This is a genomic window from Pseudomonas sp. B21-040 (assembly GCF_024748695.1).
GTDB lineage: Bacteria > Pseudomonadota > Gammaproteobacteria > Pseudomonadales > Pseudomonadaceae > Aquipseudomonas.
This window is the reverse complement of the sequence record NZ_CP087176.1, coordinates 2,536,448-2,552,778: the sequence shown is the minus strand read 5'-3', so window position 1 is coordinate 2,552,778 and position 16,331 is coordinate 2,536,448. Positions and strand designations below refer to the sequence as shown.

The following is a 16,331-nucleotide window of genomic DNA, read 5'->3' as shown; positions in this document are numbered from 1 at the left end:
CCCTTCTCATGCACAGCACATCGACTCCCCCGCGCAGCGCGATCTGGCTGCCGATCTTCGCCGGCCTCAGCGCCAGCCTGGTCAGCATTGGCCTGGCGCGGTTCGCGTACACGCCACTGATTCCATCGCTGATCCAGGCGCACTGGTTTTCCACCCGCGACGTGGTTTACCTCGGTGCCGCCAATCTGGTCGGCTATTTGTTTGGCGCCCTGATTGGCCGCCCCGTCGCGCAACGCACCTCCAACAAAACCGCGCTGCGACTGATGATGGTGGCCGTGACCTTGTCATTCTTTGCTTGTGGCTTTCCCCTGTCGGTGAGTTGGTTCTTCGGTTGGCGCCTGCTGTCGGGCATTGCCGGTGGCGCGATCATGGTGCTGGTGGCCGCCACCGTCTTGCCGCATGTCCCGGCATCCCGCCGGGGGCTGGCCAGTGGTGCGATTTTTCTGGGTATTGGCCTGGGCATTGCCGGTTCGGGGACGATTGTCCCGCCGTTATTGAGCCTCGGTTTGCAACAGACCTGGTTCGGGCTTGGTCTGCTGTCCTTGTTGCTGACCGCTGCCAGTTGGTTCGGCTGGCCGTCAGACACTCACCACACCGCCGTCACGCCCTCCGTCGAGGAACCCAAGACAGCCACTGACCGGAACGTTTACCTGTTGTTCGCTCAATACGCGCTCATGGCCGCCGGGCTGGTGCCAGCCATGGTGTTCCTGGTGGATTACGTGGCTCGTGGCCTCGGTGCCGGGCCGCACGTCGGTGCGCTGATTTGGGTGATGTATGGCCTTGGCGCGATTATCGGGCCGGTGAGTTACGGATTTCTGGCGGATCAACTGGGCGCGAAGATGAGTATTCGGCTGGTGCTGGTGGTGCAGGCGATTGCCGTTGGCCTGCTGTCGATTTCCAGCTCCTTTACCGCTTTGGCGTTGCTGGCGGTGATTATCGGCTCGTTCCCGCCGGGCATCGTCCCGCTGGCGCTGGCACGGGTTCACGAACTGATTCCCCAGCATCACCAGCAGCAAATGGCCTGGAGTCGTGCGACGGTTTCGTTTGCAACGTTTCAGGCCATCGCCGGGTTTGCCTATTCGGCACTGTTTAACGCCAGCGGCGGTCATCACGCCATGTTGTTTGTCATCGCAGCCGGTGCGATTGTGGTTGCACTGTTGCTGGAACACGTCACGCGGTTACTGAACCGTCGTGAGGGTTTGCTGCCCGCTTTGAACTGAATCACCGACACCTTGATGCGGTCCCACTTTATGACTTCTTCGTTCCAGGAATTCGACATGACATTGCCCCAAACCATGACCCTGATTGAAATCACCGAGCCCGGCGGCCCCGAGGTGTTGAAACCGCGCCAGGAGCCGGTGCCGACCCCGGGTGCGGGCGAAGTGCTGATTCGCGTGCACGCTGCCGGGGTCAATCGCCCCGACGTGATCCAGCGCGCCGGCAAGTACCCGATGAAGCCCGGCATGAGTCCGATCCCCGGGCTGGAAGTGGCCGGCGAAGTGGTGGCGATCGGTACGGACGTCAGCGAGTTTATCGTTGGCGATAAGGTCTGCGCGCTGACCAACGGCGGCGGCTACGCACAATATTGCGTGGTACCGGCCAGCCAGACGCTGCCGATCCCGCAAGGGATGGACTGGGTGCACGCGGCGGCGATCCCGGAAACCTTTTTCACGGTGTGGGCCAACCTGTTCGACATGGGCGGCGCCAGCAAAGGCCAGCGCGCATTGATTCACGGCGGCACCAGTGGCATCGGCACCACCGCGTTGATGCTGTGTCGCGAGTTCGGCGTCAAGGCATTCGCCACTGCCGGCAGTGAGGAAAAGTGTGCGGTGATCCGCCAGTTGGGGGCTGAGGCGATCAACTACCGCGATCAGGATTTTGCCGACGTCATCGCGCAAAAAACCGCTGGCAAAGGCGTGAACGTGATCCTCGACATCATGGGCGGCTCATACCTGAACCCGAACATCGCCGCCTTGGGCATGGAGGGTCGACTGGTGATGCTGGGGTTTCTCGGCGGCGCTCATGCCAAGGATGTCGACCTGCTGGCGATCATGGCCAAACGCGCAATCATTACCGGCTCCCTGTTGCGCTCACGCACCCGCGAAGAAAAGGCGTCGATTGCCGAGCAACTGCGTGAATACGTCTGGCCAGTGCTCGCCGCCGGGCGGTGCCTGCCGATGATCGACAAGGTCTATGCGCTTGCCGATGCGTCGCTGGCGCATGCGCGGATGGAGGGTGGTTATCATGTGGGCAAGATTGTGTTGACGGTGGATTGATCGAGATGGGTTTAGGCAGTGATGGCCCCATCGCGAGCAAACCCGGCTCCTACAGTGGTTTTGTGAGCACTGTAGGAGCCGGGCTTGCCCCGCGTTGTGGCGCTATAATTCACCACCCAGTTTCATACGACCGTCGAAATTGTTCCCACCCCCGGCATGCATCTGTTAAAAACCGTCCTTTCCTGCCCACTTTCCGGACGCCGCATGTTGTCGAGTTTGATGAATCGCTTTCGCCGACGCTGGCTGCCGCTGCTGTGCATGGCCCTAGTGATCGTTGGCCTGCCAGTGAGTTGCGGCGTGCTCAAGTACAAAGAGCGCGAGCTGTTGTTTCGCATCGAACCGGGCACGGCAGGCTGGTATCGCGGCTTGCCGAGCGATGTCCAGGAGTTCGACATCAAACCCGCCAGTTTCAAGGCCGGGCAAAACCTGCATGCGTGGTGGTGGCCGGCCGCACGCCGTGATGCACCGTCGATCCTCTACCTGCACGGAGTGCGCTGGAACCTTACGGGCCAGGCGTTTCGCATCGAGCAATTGCGCGCCATGGGCTATTCAGTGCTGGCCATCGATTACCGTGGATTTGGCCAGAGCAAAGGTGATTTACCGTCCGAAGCCAGTGTCTACGAAGACGCCCGCGTTGCCTGGGAGCGTTTCACCCAGATGCAACCAGACGCCAATAAGCGCCTGATCTACGGCCACTCCCTGGGCGGCGCAGTGGCCATAGACCTCGCGGCAGACCTGGCCGCACAAGCAAAAAAACAACACGCCGAGGTGCCGGTGCGCGGCCTGGTGATCGAGTCCACGTTCACTTCGCTGGGCGATGCCGTGGCCCAAGTGGCCGACAGCAACCTGCCGGTGAACTGGCTGCCGGTGCGTTGGCTGGTGTCGCAGAAATTCGATTCCATCGACAAAATTGTCGACATCAACATGCCGCTGCTGGTGGTCCATGGCCTGGCCGATGCGTTCATGCCGTCGCGCTTCAGCCAGCAATTGTTCAACGCCGCCAATGAACCCAAGCGCCTGCTGCTGGTGCCCGGCGGGACGCACAACAACAGCATGAGTCTGGGCGGTACGCAATATCGCCAGGCCATCGAGCGCTTGATGAAAACCAAACCAACGCAAGTGGCCGGGCCTAGCGGTAACCCCGGGCTTGCAGGTTGAATAGCTGCGCGTAGCGCCCACCGGCGTTCACCAGCGTGTCGTGATCGCCACGTTCGAGGATGGTCCCCTGGTCCAGCACGATGATGTGATCGGCGTTACGCACGCTGGAAAACCGGTGGGAAATCAGCAACGTCATCCGGTCTTCGGTGTGCTCGCTGAAATGCTCGAACACCGCCGCTTCCGCTGCCGGGTCGAGGGCTGATGTCGGCTCGTCGAGTATCAGGATGTCGGCGTCGCGACGCATGTAGGCGCGCGATAGCGCGATCTTTTGCCACTGCCCGCCGGACAGCTCCTGCCCACCGGCAAACCAGCGTCCCAACTGCGTGGCATACCCTCGATCCAGACGCTCGATGAACGGCGCGGCCATGCCCTGCGCCGCTGCGTCTTGCCAGCGCTGTTCATCGTTGAACGCCAGCGTGTCGCCGACGCCGATGTTTTCGCCGACCGAGAATTGGTAGCGGATGTAATCCTGAAAAATCACCCCGATGCGCTGGCGCAGCGCGTCCTCTTTCCATGCCTGCAAGTCGCTGCCGTCGAGCAGGATTCGGCCCTGATCGGGCCGATACAGGCGGGTCAGCAATTTGATCAGCGTAGTCTTGCCCGACCCGTTCTCCCCCACCAGCGCCAGACTGCGCCCAGGAACCAGGTGCAGGTCGATGCCTTCCAGCGCCGCACGACTCGCCCCCGGATAACGGAAGCCGACGCTCTCGAAACGCAGACCATCGCCGGGCACGGCGCCCTCGGTGAGATACCCGGAATCGGCAACCACCGGTTCGGCCAGGTATTCATAAAGGCTGGACAGGTACAGACCGTCTTCATACAGACCGCTGATGGCGCTCAAACTGCTGCTGACCGCGGTTTGCCCCTGTTTGAACAACACCAGGTACATGGTCATTTGCCCCAGGCTGATGTTGCCGTGAACGGCATCGACCACCACCCACGCATAGGCCAGGTAAAACGCCGCTGTACCGAGCAGGCCGAGGACAAATCCCCAGCTATCACGACGCAACGTCAAGCGACGGTCTTCGGCGTAGAGACGGGCAAACGTGTCGCGGTAACGCTGCAACAACAGCGGCGCGAAGCCGAACAGTTTGACCTCTTTGATATAGCCCTCGTGGGAGAGCAGCGTCTCAATGTAAGTCTGCTGCCGACTCTCGGGCGCCCGACGCGTGAACAGCCGAAAAGCATCCCCGGAAAAATGCGCTTCGGCGAAGAACACCGGTAATGCACCCACCACCAACAGCACCAGCGCCCACGGTGAAAAGTGCACCAGCAACACGCCAAAGCTGATCAGCACAATCAGGTTCTGGATCAGCCCCAACGACTTCATCACCAGCGCCAGCGGCCGCGTCGAAGCCTCGCGCCGCACCCGTACCAGCTTGTCGTAAAACTCGGAGTTCTCGAACTGCACCAACGACAACGTCTGGGCTTTCTCCAGAATCATCGTGTTGACCTTCTGCCCCAACTGCACGCGTAACAGCGACTGCTGAACCGACAATGCCCGTTGAGTCGCCGACAACAACGCCAACACCCCCGCCTCCATCAGTACATAACGCACCACCGGCCATAACGGCGCACTGCCCTGCTGCGCATGCAACTGCATCGCGTGGACCACCGCGTCTACAATGCGCTGCCCCAGCCATGCGGCCAGCGCCGGGAGTACACCGGCGATCAGGGTGGCGAGGACCAGGCCCAGGAATAGACCGCGAGAGGTACCCCAGACCAGCAGCAGAGCGCGTCGGGCCTGGTCGAGTAAGGTGGTGAGGCGGTCAACAGCAAGGTTCAATCCGGACACTCCACCTGAAACCGCGCCCGATACCGCCCCGGACTCTCCCCCGTCCACTTCTTGAACGCCCGATGGAACGCGCTCGGTTCCTGGAAGCCAAGTTGTTCGGCGATGTCGCTGATGCTCGCGCGGCTCTCACGCAACTGCTCGAAGGCAACGCCACGGCGCACTTCATCCTTGATCTCTTGATACGAGCACCCTTCGCGCTCCAGTTTGCGGCGAAAGGTGCTGGGGCTCAGGTGTTGTTCGAGGGCGAAGGCCTGCAAGGTCGGCCATTCGCTGTAATCGCTGTTGCGCAGGCGCTGGTGGACTTGCGAGGCAAGGCCATGCTGGTTGCGGAAACGGATCACCAGCCATTGCGGGGCCGTGCGCAGAAAGACTTTGAGTGAAGCCAGGTCCTGCACCACCGGCAGGCGCAGGTAGTGGCTGGCGAATTCGATTTCGGTGCGCTCGGCGCCGAAGGTCAGGTTGGGGCCCCACAATAAACGGTCGTCGCTGAGGGACACGCGCTCGTGACGAAAGTCCGCGCGGTCGATGGGGATGCGCCGCCCGCCCAGCCAGCACAACAGGCTGATCATCAGCACCAGGAACGTCTCTTCGCCAAAACGGCTGACGTCGTCGTTTTGCGCGTGGGTGTCGAGGCTGATGATCGCGCGCTTGCCGCGCACGGTCAGCGTGCCACGAAAGTCGCGCAGGAACAGGGCGAAATTGGCCAGGCACTGGCGCATGGCTTTGTGCAGGTCGGGTTCCTGAATCAAGGCGCGACAGATCAAGGCGAAACTGCCCGGCGGCATGCCATGGGAGTCGAGGCGGAAAAACTCGTCGTCCAACTCACGGATCTGAATCAGCCACAGCGCGGCAAACGCGCTGGCCGGCACCCGCGCCGTAGGCTGATCCATCAACGCCGGGTCGATACCGGCCTGTTCCAACGCTGCGTTCAGGCGCTGTGGATGCTGCGCCAGCGCATGGATCATTGCCTGCACGAAATAAACCGCGACCGAGTCCTTTTCCCGCATGTGAACGTTTCGCTCCCTATCACTTGAAATGGCAAAAAACACCAGCACCGTTGAACAGTTGCGGCATAGGACAACCGACCTGCCGGTTCTAGACTCGCGGCCAATAGTACGCCTTCGACCGTAGCAACGGCCAAGGTATCGCAAGGTTTGACCGTAAGGACGGGAACATGAATCTGCAAAACATTGGGGTGATCGGCGCGGGCACCATGGGCAACGGAATTGCGCAGGTCTGTGCGCTGGCCGGTTTCAACGTGACCCTGATCGATATTTCCGAGAGTGCCCTGCAAAAGGCCCTGGCGACCGTCGGCAAAAACCTTGATCGTCAGGTCGCCAAGGAAACGCTGAGCCAGGAGCAGAAACTCGCCGCCCTCGACAAGATTCGCACCAGCACCGATTACGCCAGCCTGCAGAACGCGCAACTGGTGATCGAAGCGGCCACCGAAAACCTCGACTTGAAATTGCGCGTGCTGCAACAAATTGCCGCGCAGGTCAGTGCCGAGTGCGTGATTGCCTCCAACACGTCGTCGCTGTCGATTACTCAACTGGCCGCCAGCGTCAGCCAACCTGAGCGCTTCATCGGCCTGCATTTCTTCAACCCGGTGCCGGTGATGGGCCTGATTGAAGTGATTCGCGGCCTGCAAACCAGCGATGCCACGCATGCGCTGGCCCTGGACATGGCGACCACCCTGGGCAAAACCGCGATCACCGCCGGCAACCGCCCGGGCTTCGTGGTCAACCGGATTCTGGTGCCGATGATCAACGAAGCCGTTCTGGTGCTTCAGGAAGGCCTGGCCAGTGCCGAGGATATCGACGCCGGCATGCGCCTGGGCTGCAACCAGCCAATCGGCCCGCTGGCCCTGGCGGACCTGATCGGTCTGGATACCCTGCTGGCCATCATGGAAGCCTTCTACGACGGCTTTAACGACAGCAAATACCGCCCTGCTCCGTTGCTCAAGGAAATGGTTGCCGCCGGCTATCTGGGGCGCAAGACAGGACGTGGCTTCCATGCCTATGCCTGAGCGTTGCTCGCGCTTTGCCGAATACCGGGACACCGTGCTGGAGTTGTTCGCCAGCAAGGGTTTCGGTCAGGTCGGCATGCGTGAGCTGGCGACGTGCCTGGGGCTCTCCCCAGGCTCGTTGTACCACCATTACCCGAGCAAGCAGCACTTGCTGCTCGACTTGATCGAAGAGTTCTACGAAGAGCTGCTGTCGACCCTGGACCGCCTCGATCAAAAGGGCTCGGCGAAACGCGACAAGCTGCAGCTGCTGATCCGCGCGCATTTGAATTTGCACCGGGAAATGCCCTGGCATTTTCGCCTGGCGGAACGCGACAGCGGTTGCCTCAATGACGAGCAACAGGCGCGAGTCCGGCAATTGCGCGAACAATACGAACACCGGTTGCTGCTGATGCTCGGCAGCAAAACCCGGGTCGGCGAACAGGCGCAACGTGCCACAGCGCACGCCATCGCCAACTTGCTCAACAGTGCCCCCGGTTGGCTGATGCAACATCCGCTGAATGACCATGAGCGCGATGAAATGCTGGAAAACCTGGTGAGCGGCGCCATCGAACGCTTGCTGCGGCCTTCGGCGCCACGCGCAGTGGCCTGAAAACCTGACGCAATGTCTGGTCGCGCATACCCGAAGCCATAAAACGCCGCGTTTCAATAGAAAAAACGTCTAAACGAATTTTGCCAAACCCGCCCTCTAACGCTTTGCTGTTTGTGTTCAATCACTGCGGGGCCGGCACTGAGTCCGCCACCCTCCGCCTCCTTCCGTGACCGGGAGTAAAACATGAAAATCAATCCTTACCTGATCTTCAATGGCAACTGCAAAGCGGCCTTCACTTTCTATGCGCAAAGCCTGCCCGGCGAAATCGAAGCCATGTTGACGTTCGGTGAAACACCGGCCGGCGAACACGTGCCGACAGACCTCCACGACCTGATCCTTCACACCCGCCTGGTGGTGGGCGATCAGGCGATCATGGGCTCGGACACCACCCCGGACCGGCCCACGGAGGACATGAGCGGGTGTTCCATCTCATTGAATGTCGACAGCATCGCTGAAGCGGAACGCGTCTTCGCTGCTTTGTCGGAAGACGGCAACGTGCAGATGCCGCTGGAAAAGACATTCTGGGCGGCGCGTTTCGGCATGCTGGTGGATCGCTTCGGTGTGTCGTGGATGGTCAATTGCGAGAAAGACCAGTGAGACGACAAGGCATCAGAAAGCGCGGCCGGTAGCGGTTGGGCTTTCTGGCATCTCCCGGACCGTCTGCTACCGTCAACTAGCCACGTGGCAACGGATTGTTCGGAGGAAAGCCGCTATGCCTGCCCCAGTCACCCCCTGGTCCACCCGCTGCAAAATGACGTTGCTGGCGGGCGGCCTTGTCGGCGCCCTGCTGGCGCTCAACGGTTGCGCCACGATTGATGCCCAAACCACCGCGTATGTCGGTGTGGAACATCCCGCGCCGACACTGGCCGCCGAAGTGGTGGTGCTGCGTGCTGCGCCCGCTCGCCCGTTTGTTCGATTGGGTGAAGTATTGATCGACGCCAGCATCGACCCTGCCCCGCCGATTACCCAAGTCGAAGAAAAACTGAAAGAAGAAACCGCCAAGCTCGGCGGTGATGCCGTGGTGGTGGTTTATGACCAGATCGGGACGGTCGGCGCTTATGTCAGCGGACCGCTGTGGAGCCGCGACATTGAAACGATTCAGGGACGCAAACTCAAAGGCATCGTGATCAAGTACAAGTGATCTGGCGATCAGTCGAAGTGCTCAGCCCTTGACGCAGACCACCTGACGCAAGGTGTGCAGCACTTCGACCAGTTCGCGCTGGGCATGCATCACGTCGTCGATGTTCTTGTAGGCCATCGGAATCTCATCGATGACCGCAGCATCCTTGCGGCATTCCACGTGGGCGGTGGCGCGGATCTGATCGTCGACGGTGAACCGGCTTTTCGCCTGGGTGCGGCTCATGGTGCGGCCGGCACCGTGGCTGCAGGAACAGAACGATTGCTCGTTGCCGAGGCCGCGAACGATGAAGCTTTTCGCGCCCATCGACCCGGGAATAATCCCCAGCTCGCCCTTCTTCGCCGACACCGCCCCTTTGCGGGTCACCAGGATGTCCTCGCCGAAGTGCCGCTCTTTTTGCACGTAGTTGTGGTGACAGTTCACCGCTTCCAGCGCAGCCTCGAAAGGTTTTTTGATCACTTGCCGGGTCGCCTGGATCACCGCGTGCATCATCAACGCACGGTTTTGCCTGGCGAAATCCTGTGCCCAGCCTACCGCTTCGACGTAGTCGTTGAAGTGCCGGCTGCCTTCCTTGAAGTACGCCAGGTCGCGGTCCGGCAGGTTGGCGAGGTGCTCGCGCATATCCGCCTGGGCCAGTTGAATGAACAGGTTGCCAATGGCGTTGCCGACACCTCGGGAACCACTGTGCAACATGAACCAGACGCGGTCGGTTTCATCCAGGCACACCTCGATGAAGTGATTGCCGCTGCCCAATGTGCCCAAATGCCCACGGTTGTTGGTCTGGGCGAGTTTCGGGTACTTGTCGGTGATCGCCTTGAAGCGCGAGGCCAGTGCTGACCACGCCTGATCGGCCTGTTTCGGCACGTTGTCCCAGGCGCCTTTGTCGCGAGCGCCACGGCCACCGGTGCGGCCATGGGGCACCGCTTTCTCGATGGCGCAACGCAAACCATGCAGGTTGTCGGGTAAATCCCTGGCGGTCAGCGTCGTGCACGCGGCGATCATGCCGCAACCGATGTCCACACCGACCGCGGCCGGAATGATCGCGCCTTGAGTTGGAATGACGCTGCCGATGGTCGAGCCTTTGCCCAAATGCACGTCAGGCATGACCGCCAGATGCTTGAAGATGAACGGCATCCTGACGGTGTTGATCAGTTGCTGTTTGGCGGCGTCTTCAACCGGGACGCCTTCGGTCCAGAGCTTGATCGGTTTGCCGTGGGCGACGTCCAGCCGTTGGTAGGTCTGTTCTTGCATGATGTCCGGTTTGCTCTCAACTGCCTGCACCGCCATGTGCTTCCTCGAAGAAGTAGTCTTTCCAGCTATCAGCCTTGTTTTTCAGCACACCCAACGCCTGCAGTTTCTCGGCGTAGATATAGGTTCGCTGTGGCACCACGGTAAAGTCGATTTCCGGATCGGCGACGATTTTCTCAACCAATGGCAAGGATAGTTTCGATTGCTCCACGCGGATATAGGTCTGCGCGGCTGCGGGCTTGTCAGCCTTGATAATCTGTTCGGCCTCGGCCAGTGCGGCGTAAAACGCCTTGTAGGTTTTCGGGTTCTCGTCGTGGAATTTTTCAGTGGTGTACAGCACGTTAAACGTGGCCTGGCCACCCAATATGTCGTAGGAACTCAGCACTTTGTGCACGTTGGGGCTCTGCAATTCCTGGTACTGGAACGGCGGGCTGGAAAAATGCGCGTTGATTTCCGAACCGCCGGCGATCAGCGCCGCTGTCGCGTCCGGGTGGGCCAGGCTGATCGAAATGTCGTCAAATTTTTTGAAGTTGTCCGCGCCAAACTGTCTGGCCGTTTCAATCTGCAGGGTGCGCGACTGGAAACCGACACCCGCTGCCGGTACGGCGATGCGATCCTTTTCAGTGAAGTCTTCGAGCGTTTTAACCTGTGGATTATTGGTCAGCAGGTAGTTGGGCATCGACCCCAGCGAAGCGATCGCCTTGACGTTTTGTTTGCCCTTGGTCCGATCCCAGATCGTCAGCATCGGCGGGACACCCGCAGACACCACATCCAGCGCGCCAGCCAGCAGCGCCTCGTTCATCGCGGTGGCCCCGGAAATACTGCTCCAGTCGACCTTGATGTCGAGACCCTGCTCCTTGCCCTGTTTCTCGATGAGTTGCTGGTCACGGACCACATCCAGAATCAGGTAACCGATACCAAATTGCTGGGCAATGCTGATGGTGCCTTCGGCCTGAACAACGGGGCTGAGTAACGCACTCATCGCCGCCACGGAAGTGGCCAATAAGGTCAACGTGGAGCGCTTGAAAAGTGTCGTCATGAAAACCTCGGGGTGACGGAAACGCCAATGCCGATAAGTTAAGGAATGACGCAATCCGTAGCAGCTGGCGAAGCCTGCTGCTACGAAGTGCGTGATGGCTGAACTGGCTGACGAATTCAGAGCTTGGCGATCGAGACCTCGGTGGATTTAACGAAGGCAATCACTTCGCTGCCCACTTGCAATTCAAGATCGCGCACCGAGCGTGTCGTAATCACTGAGGTGACGATTCCGGAGGCGGTTTGCACGTCTATTTCGGACACCACTTCGCCTTGTACGATTTCCTTGATGACGCCTTTGAACTGGTTGCGGACGTTGATCGCTTTGATGGTCATGTTGAGGCTTCCTGTCTGATGTCGGGCACCTGCGTACGAAGGTGCAGGCCCTGAAAGTGCACCACCCGCACAAACAACAAAAGGAATAAATAATTATCTATTTATTCCTTTTTTGCATATCAATACTAAAAACGCTCAGGGATGAATCCAGAATGAAAAGCGCCTGAATTTGCTGGCCGTCCACCAGACCACCCCGCCATAGCTGAAATTGTTGCTGCCTGCCTGACTCTGCAAAGGGGTCACCACCACGCCGTTTTTTCTCTGCGCGCGATGATCATCCGTTTCTGGAACGACCGCACAGATATGGCCCGATTGGTTCAAGTCAACTCGCTGACCTGAAATGAAACAGACACTTCCAGCGTTTGCAGCTTCTTGAACCTCATTGATATCGAATGATCGCGTCCAGCCAAAATCACTGCCGAACTCCTCAAACCAATTGTTCAAGCTGTTTGCACTTAACTCGCTCACAGTCTTTTCGTACTGCACCGCGACAGGATTGCCTTTGGCGAGTTCGGCAATGGCTTTGCGGGTCCACCAGACACGAGGCAGATAAACCCCGGCAAGGCAGCAAAAGTCGTAAGCGTAGATATTGCAGTAAGTTTCACTTTTTGACTTCGTATAGCGCGGGTTACTGGCCACCCCCAACCACTCGATGATGCGATGCAAGTCCCGGACTTTTTCCGTTGCACTGCCCTGCGCACGAGATGGCATACCGTTTTCGTTCAAGGGGAACGCCCGCCCCTCGGCTGCTGAGCGCAGTATTGGGTGTTTGGGTGTCAGGTGAGCAGGACTGATAGATGTAGCGGCAGGGAGATTGTCGGGGGCGCCTTCGGGCGCAAGGTATTGACTGTTTACATACCCCGTAACCGACACACCATTGAGCATCGTGCTGACCTGCCACCAGTCAGTTTGGGTACTGTGCACTCCCAGCTTCTCGACCTTTTGCCCTTGGGGCAAAGTAGCCAGTCGATTTTTCGGTGCAACACTCGGTTCGCTGCGTAAGTTGAGGGTACTGGCCGTCACTGTATACGAAGACATCGCTACCTCCTGTACCTGTTGGTCATTGGTCGGGGTGAGGTGAATTCAGTACGGGATCAATAACTCCACCCACAACTCATCGGGCGCATAACTTAACGTGACCGGGTTAGCCGGATCCGTCGGTGAGTTGGCGAAGGCCTTGATTTCGCTTGCAGGGTTTCCATCCCCGGAAACGATCCGCTGTCTGGTACGTTGCTGCAAGGCACTCAGGAGATCCGGGTAAGGCATATTCCAGTCATTGCCTTTCGCCACATCGGCGACCACCGGGATCATCGCCACCAACCTGGAATCATTCATCTTTTCCAATCCTGCGGCACGAGCAGTGGCGTTATGGCTGCAATGGTGGCCGACTTTGTAAAGCGTGACCCGAGCGAGGATGTCGTCTCGGGTCAGCGGCAGAGGCTTCCCTGACATAGCGTCTTTGGGGTAAGTCTGGTCGCCCCAGGACAGCCAGTTGCCCACCTGGGCATCGCCCGGAAAGAGCAGGATCTGGCCGTCCGGCAACTCGAACGCCAGGACCAGACTGGTGTTGTTGGTGTCCGAATCCATTTTCAGGGCCAGGGTTTCCGCGCCGTCCAGCCATTCGTCCTCAATGCAGCGCCATTGGTCAACGCTGCCAAAATAGCGCTGCTCGACGCTGCTCGACTCTTCATCCCCCCCGCCATGGGTATCCGTTTCATCTGCGACCCTGGAGAAAGGTCGCTGATAAGGCGGCGCGAAGGGTGAGTCGACATTGTCCGGAACCTCGCCTTTGAGTCGCAGCGTGCGTTCCTCCAGCGCCATGGCCTCATCCAGGCTGGTCATGTACACCTCTTTCCCCGCCCCCTTGCTCGGCAAATCCTTGCGCAAGCGCTCTTCGGATCGCGGTGGCCCCATGACATACGCCTTGAGCGCGTCGATGGCGGCGGGTCGCACAACATCACCGGGTTCCAGGTACCGGGTCACTTTCGATCCGGCCTTGTCCTTGAGCTTCTCGATGGTCGTGCGCTTGTCTTTTTCTTTACTGGCCGGCGGGTCGATGAAAGCCGACAGGCCGTGCACGGTTTTGATTCGTGCATCCTGGTGCAATGGGGTGCCACGCCCGCTAAGGCCGACGACACCCGCCAATGCCACTTTCGCCTTTTTGAAACGGGCGTGCAGTGCGACGGCCTGGGAATCATTCGAGTTCTCGGTCCAGGCCAGCCAGAGTTCACCGATGCGAAAATCATCACCAAAAAAGCGCGCTTGCTCATACAGGAAGCCGCTCGTGTGATCGTGATGCTCGTGGGTTACCACCACCAGGTCGAGCAAGCCGCCAGTGGTTTTTTGAAGGTCGTCGACAATACGCGTCATTGTCTGTTTGGCCCCCGTCACCCCTTGAAGCACACCGCAGTCGATCAAGATGTGGCGGGTGATCCCGGCGTCCAGATAGCGAAGCAGAAAGCAGTCGCCCAAAATCCCGCGGTACATGCGAATCGCCACCTTGCCCTGCAAATCTGCATTGGTCATGGCGTCAGACTCCACGGTGGGTCATGGCAAAGGGGTTATCGTCCGCGCGCGGTTCTCGATAAGTCATGGCCAGAGAGTCGTTGCCGGTTTGCAGGAAGCGCCTCTGGGCATCCAGACGTTCATCGTCATCGATGCGCTTGCGGATGACATAGCGCAGGGTGCCATCACGCAGGTCAATGATCAGTGTCGCGCCCCCTCGGAACGTGAAGTCATAGGAACGGCGATCATCCTTGCGCGGGGCTTGCTGATCTTCCTTGAGTTGTTGCGCGCTGTCGAAGTAACCGCGACGGCGCTGGGTAATTTCCACGACCAGTTGCCGAAGGTCCTGCCCGTCCGGCCCGGCCCTGCGACACGTGCGGACCGAATGCACCTCCACGGCAGGTTGAACACTATCCCATCCTACAAACAACGCCCCTTGCTTCTTGGTTGCGTCGGGATGGGCCATGAAGAAAATCCCCAAGACCTTCTCCCATTCAGCGTCATGGTCTGACTCTTCCATCAGCCAGTTCCACACCACTTGACGATTGTGCTCGGACTGGAGAAATGCATTGCCCCGCAGGTACTGCGGCGTTAAATCAAGTGAGCCACCTGGCCAATTGGATTTGGGCGGTGCCTGAAAGGCCAGCAGGTCATCGGCGGTCAGGGAAAGCTCTTCTGTCTGATAACCCTTCAATGATTCCCAGAGCAAACTGTCCGGCGCCAGTGATAAGCATTTGTCCGGAAAAATGCCGCGCCGACGGAACGCCTGGATAACTGCCAGGCGATAGTGCATGCGGTCGTCCGGTACAAGGTCGTTATCGGCGGTGACAATGGCCCGCAGAAACTCGCCGAAGTGCACATCCACGGGTGGCAAATAGTCCAACGCACGAATGCACATCCTCAGGACATGATCGGCAGCCTTCACAGCTTCGCGGGTCAGGCGTGCGATCAATTCGGTCGACAGGTTGGCCGTCGATGCCTTGTCATGCCCTGCCAGCCGAAATAGATCGGTCGTACGTTGCTCGTAAATGGTGATGAATGCGTCGAACACAGCCGCAACCAGTATCGCGCCGCGTTCATGGGGCTCGCTCAATTGTGCAAGCCGCGTAGGGTCAGGCAAGCCGTCTTTGCCCTTTTCGTCGATTGCATCGCGCAATGCCGAGTAGCGCCCCGACGCCTCGCCGAACTGACGGGCCAGGCCGCTCAACCAGGAACGCTCGGTCAGATCCCCACGGCGCGCGGCCAACTGACTGGACACCACTTCCGGCAACGTAAAATGCATCAACAGTGCAACGATGTCGGCGAAGGCTTCATGAAACGCCAGGCTATCAACGCTGGAGGATTCGATGTAACGCCGGTGCAAGCCATCCAGAATGGCGTGTGTGGTTTCATGCGCGACAATATCGTGGGACAACGCCGTGAATATCCAGCCACCCGGCAAGTTCACCCCGGCGTTGCTCAGTGATGCCTTGAAGTAACCGAACAACAACGCCTTTTTTGCCGGGCTGTAGTAGGCATTCGCTTCGCGTAAGGCGTGAGGATAAATACGTAACCGGCGGACATAGCCGTAGGTCAGCTTCTTTGTCCGCTTATCCTCGATAGCTCTGGGTGACCAGAACACTTTGCGCCCCAATGCCCGCTCGAACAATTTGATGGTTTTCATCGCAACGGCGAAGACCATTTGCTGATGGAAACGCGGGTCGCCCTCCGAAGGCGCGATGCCATCCTGGGCCAACACATGCGGGTCATTCAAGTTAACCGGTTTGTAGAACTGGCCGCTGGTAGGATCGACATCAATGACCTCCAGGTACTCGTTCACCGGCCCCGGCAAGATATCGGGTTCCCAACGCTGCTCCCATGGCAATTCGATGGTGGCGTGGTTGATCCGCACCGTGTCCATTTGAGTCGAGGCTTGTGGGTCGAATGCATACACCCGCAGTTTGCGCATGGCCGGTGGTGCGTAGTCGGACTTGTCCACCCTCGATCTCCTTGTCTGACTAACCGTATAAATTCAACAACGCGAGAAACTGCCAACCGGGAATAGAGCCATAACTCAATATAAGTGGCCGGGCTTCGGATCAGCCATTGGCAATTGACTACCAGTCAAGAGCGCTTAGTGATTGATGTCAAAGAAAGGCATATGAAATTTCGCTATGCGTTCTATTACCAGCAAATTATTGAAAAGCAAGTGATAAGTTACCTTTACACCGACGTTTATATCCCTG

The 16,331-nt window shown here is 59.1% G+C and carries 15 protein-coding genes; 7 read left to right on the top strand and 8 right to left on the bottom strand.

Features of this window, described 5'->3' with window-relative positions; genetic code table 11:
- Positions 1–8: 8 nt before the first annotated feature.
- The 3 genes from LOY55_RS11745 to LOY55_RS11735 all read left to right on the top strand — a co-directional run bounded on the left by LOY55_RS11745 (position 9) and on the right by LOY55_RS11735 (position 3,434).
- Entirely contained in the window at positions 9–1,220 is a 1,212-nt protein-coding gene (locus tag LOY55_RS11745; RefSeq protein ID WP_223523693.1) for a YbfB/YjiJ family MFS transporter, read from the top strand.
- A gap of 57 nt (positions 1,221–1,277) precedes the next feature.
- Positions 1,278–2,276, top strand: a complete 999-nt coding sequence (locus LOY55_RS11740; RefSeq protein ID WP_223523692.1) for an NAD(P)H-quinone oxidoreductase — start codon at positions 1,278–1,280, stop codon at positions 2,274–2,276.
- Positions 2,277–2,480: 204 nt separating this feature from the next.
- A complete protein-coding gene (locus LOY55_RS11735) occupies positions 2,481–3,434 on the top strand; it encodes an alpha/beta hydrolase (RefSeq protein WP_223523690.1) in 954 nt (317 codons plus the stop codon).
- On the opposite strand, the gene LOY55_RS11730 is transcribed toward LOY55_RS11735, so the two are convergent.
- Both LOY55_RS11730 and LOY55_RS11725 read right to left on the bottom strand, forming a co-directional pair.
- The gene (locus LOY55_RS11730; protein ID WP_223523688.1) at positions 3,406–5,220 is read right to left on the bottom strand and encodes an ABC transporter ATP-binding protein; all 1,815 of its coding nucleotides are present in this window, start codon (positions 5,218–5,220) and stop codon (positions 3,406–3,408) included. The two genes, LOY55_RS11735 and LOY55_RS11730, sit on opposite strands and share 29 nt — an antisense overlap.
- Positions 5,217–6,236, bottom strand: a complete 1,020-nt coding sequence (locus LOY55_RS11725) for an AraC family transcriptional regulator (RefSeq protein ID WP_223523686.1) — start codon at positions 6,234–6,236, stop codon at positions 5,217–5,219. Before LOY55_RS11725 ends, LOY55_RS11730 begins: the two co-directional genes overlap by 4 nt.
- A 167-nt stretch (positions 6,237–6,403) precedes the next feature.
- On the opposite strand from LOY55_RS11725, the gene LOY55_RS11720 reads away from it, so the two are divergent.
- The 4 genes from LOY55_RS11720 to LOY55_RS11705 all read left to right on the top strand — a co-directional run bounded on the left by LOY55_RS11720 (position 6,404) and on the right by LOY55_RS11705 (position 8,985).
- Positions 6,404–7,255 carry a 3-hydroxybutyryl-CoA dehydrogenase gene (locus LOY55_RS11720; protein ID WP_077430407.1) on the top strand — a complete coding sequence of 284 codons (852 nt, stop codon included), beginning with the start codon at positions 6,404–6,406 and terminating at the stop codon, positions 7,253–7,255.
- Complete coding sequence (locus LOY55_RS11715; protein ID WP_077430408.1) at positions 7,242–7,844, top strand: TetR/AcrR family transcriptional regulator; 603 nt, start codon at positions 7,242–7,244, stop codon at positions 7,842–7,844. The genes LOY55_RS11720 and LOY55_RS11715 overlap by 14 nt, the downstream gene beginning before the upstream one ends.
- Positions 7,845–8,027: 183 nt before the next feature.
- Positions 8,028–8,441 carry a VOC family protein gene (locus LOY55_RS11710; RefSeq protein WP_046028011.1) on the top strand — a complete coding sequence of 138 codons (414 nt, stop codon included), beginning with the start codon at positions 8,028–8,030 and terminating at the stop codon, positions 8,439–8,441.
- A 115-nt stretch (positions 8,442–8,556) separates the two neighbouring features.
- Positions 8,557–8,985: a hypothetical protein gene (locus LOY55_RS11705; protein ID WP_046028012.1), complete on the top strand. Its 429-nt coding sequence runs from the start codon at positions 8,557–8,559 to the stop codon at positions 8,983–8,985.
- A gap of 21 nt (positions 8,986–9,006) precedes the next feature.
- Here the strand turns inward: LOY55_RS11705 and LOY55_RS11700 are convergent, their stop codons facing one another.
- The 6 genes from LOY55_RS11700 to LOY55_RS11675 form a co-directional block, all read right to left on the bottom strand.
- Positions 9,007–10,233: an RtcB family protein gene (locus tag LOY55_RS11700; RefSeq protein ID WP_223523981.1), complete on the bottom strand. Its 1,227-nt coding sequence runs from the start codon at positions 10,231–10,233 to the stop codon at positions 9,007–9,009.
- A gap of 16 nt (positions 10,234–10,249) precedes the next feature.
- On the bottom strand, positions 10,250–11,269 hold the full coding sequence (locus LOY55_RS11695; RefSeq protein WP_109788142.1) for an ABC transporter substrate-binding protein: 1,020 nt from the start codon (positions 11,267–11,269) through the stop codon (positions 10,250–10,252).
- Positions 11,270–11,385: 116 nt separating this feature from the next.
- Positions 11,386–11,601, bottom strand: a complete 216-nt coding sequence (locus tag LOY55_RS11690; protein WP_046028014.1) for a molybdopterin-binding protein — start codon at positions 11,599–11,601, stop codon at positions 11,386–11,388.
- Between the two features lie 135 nt (positions 11,602–11,736).
- Positions 11,737–12,639, bottom strand: a complete 903-nt coding sequence (locus LOY55_RS11685; protein ID WP_077430410.1) for an SH3 domain-containing protein — start codon at positions 12,637–12,639, stop codon at positions 11,737–11,739.
- A gap of 45 nt (positions 12,640–12,684) precedes the next feature.
- Positions 12,685–14,127 carry an MBL fold metallo-hydrolase gene (locus LOY55_RS11680; protein WP_223523684.1) on the bottom strand — a complete coding sequence of 481 codons (1,443 nt, stop codon included), beginning with the start codon at positions 14,125–14,127 and terminating at the stop codon, positions 12,685–12,687.
- 4 nt (positions 14,128–14,131) lie between these two features.
- Positions 14,132–16,084: a hypothetical protein gene (locus tag LOY55_RS11675; protein ID WP_223523682.1), complete on the bottom strand. Its 1,953-nt coding sequence runs from the start codon at positions 16,082–16,084 to the stop codon at positions 14,132–14,134.
- Positions 16,085–16,331: the final 247 nt, after the last annotated feature.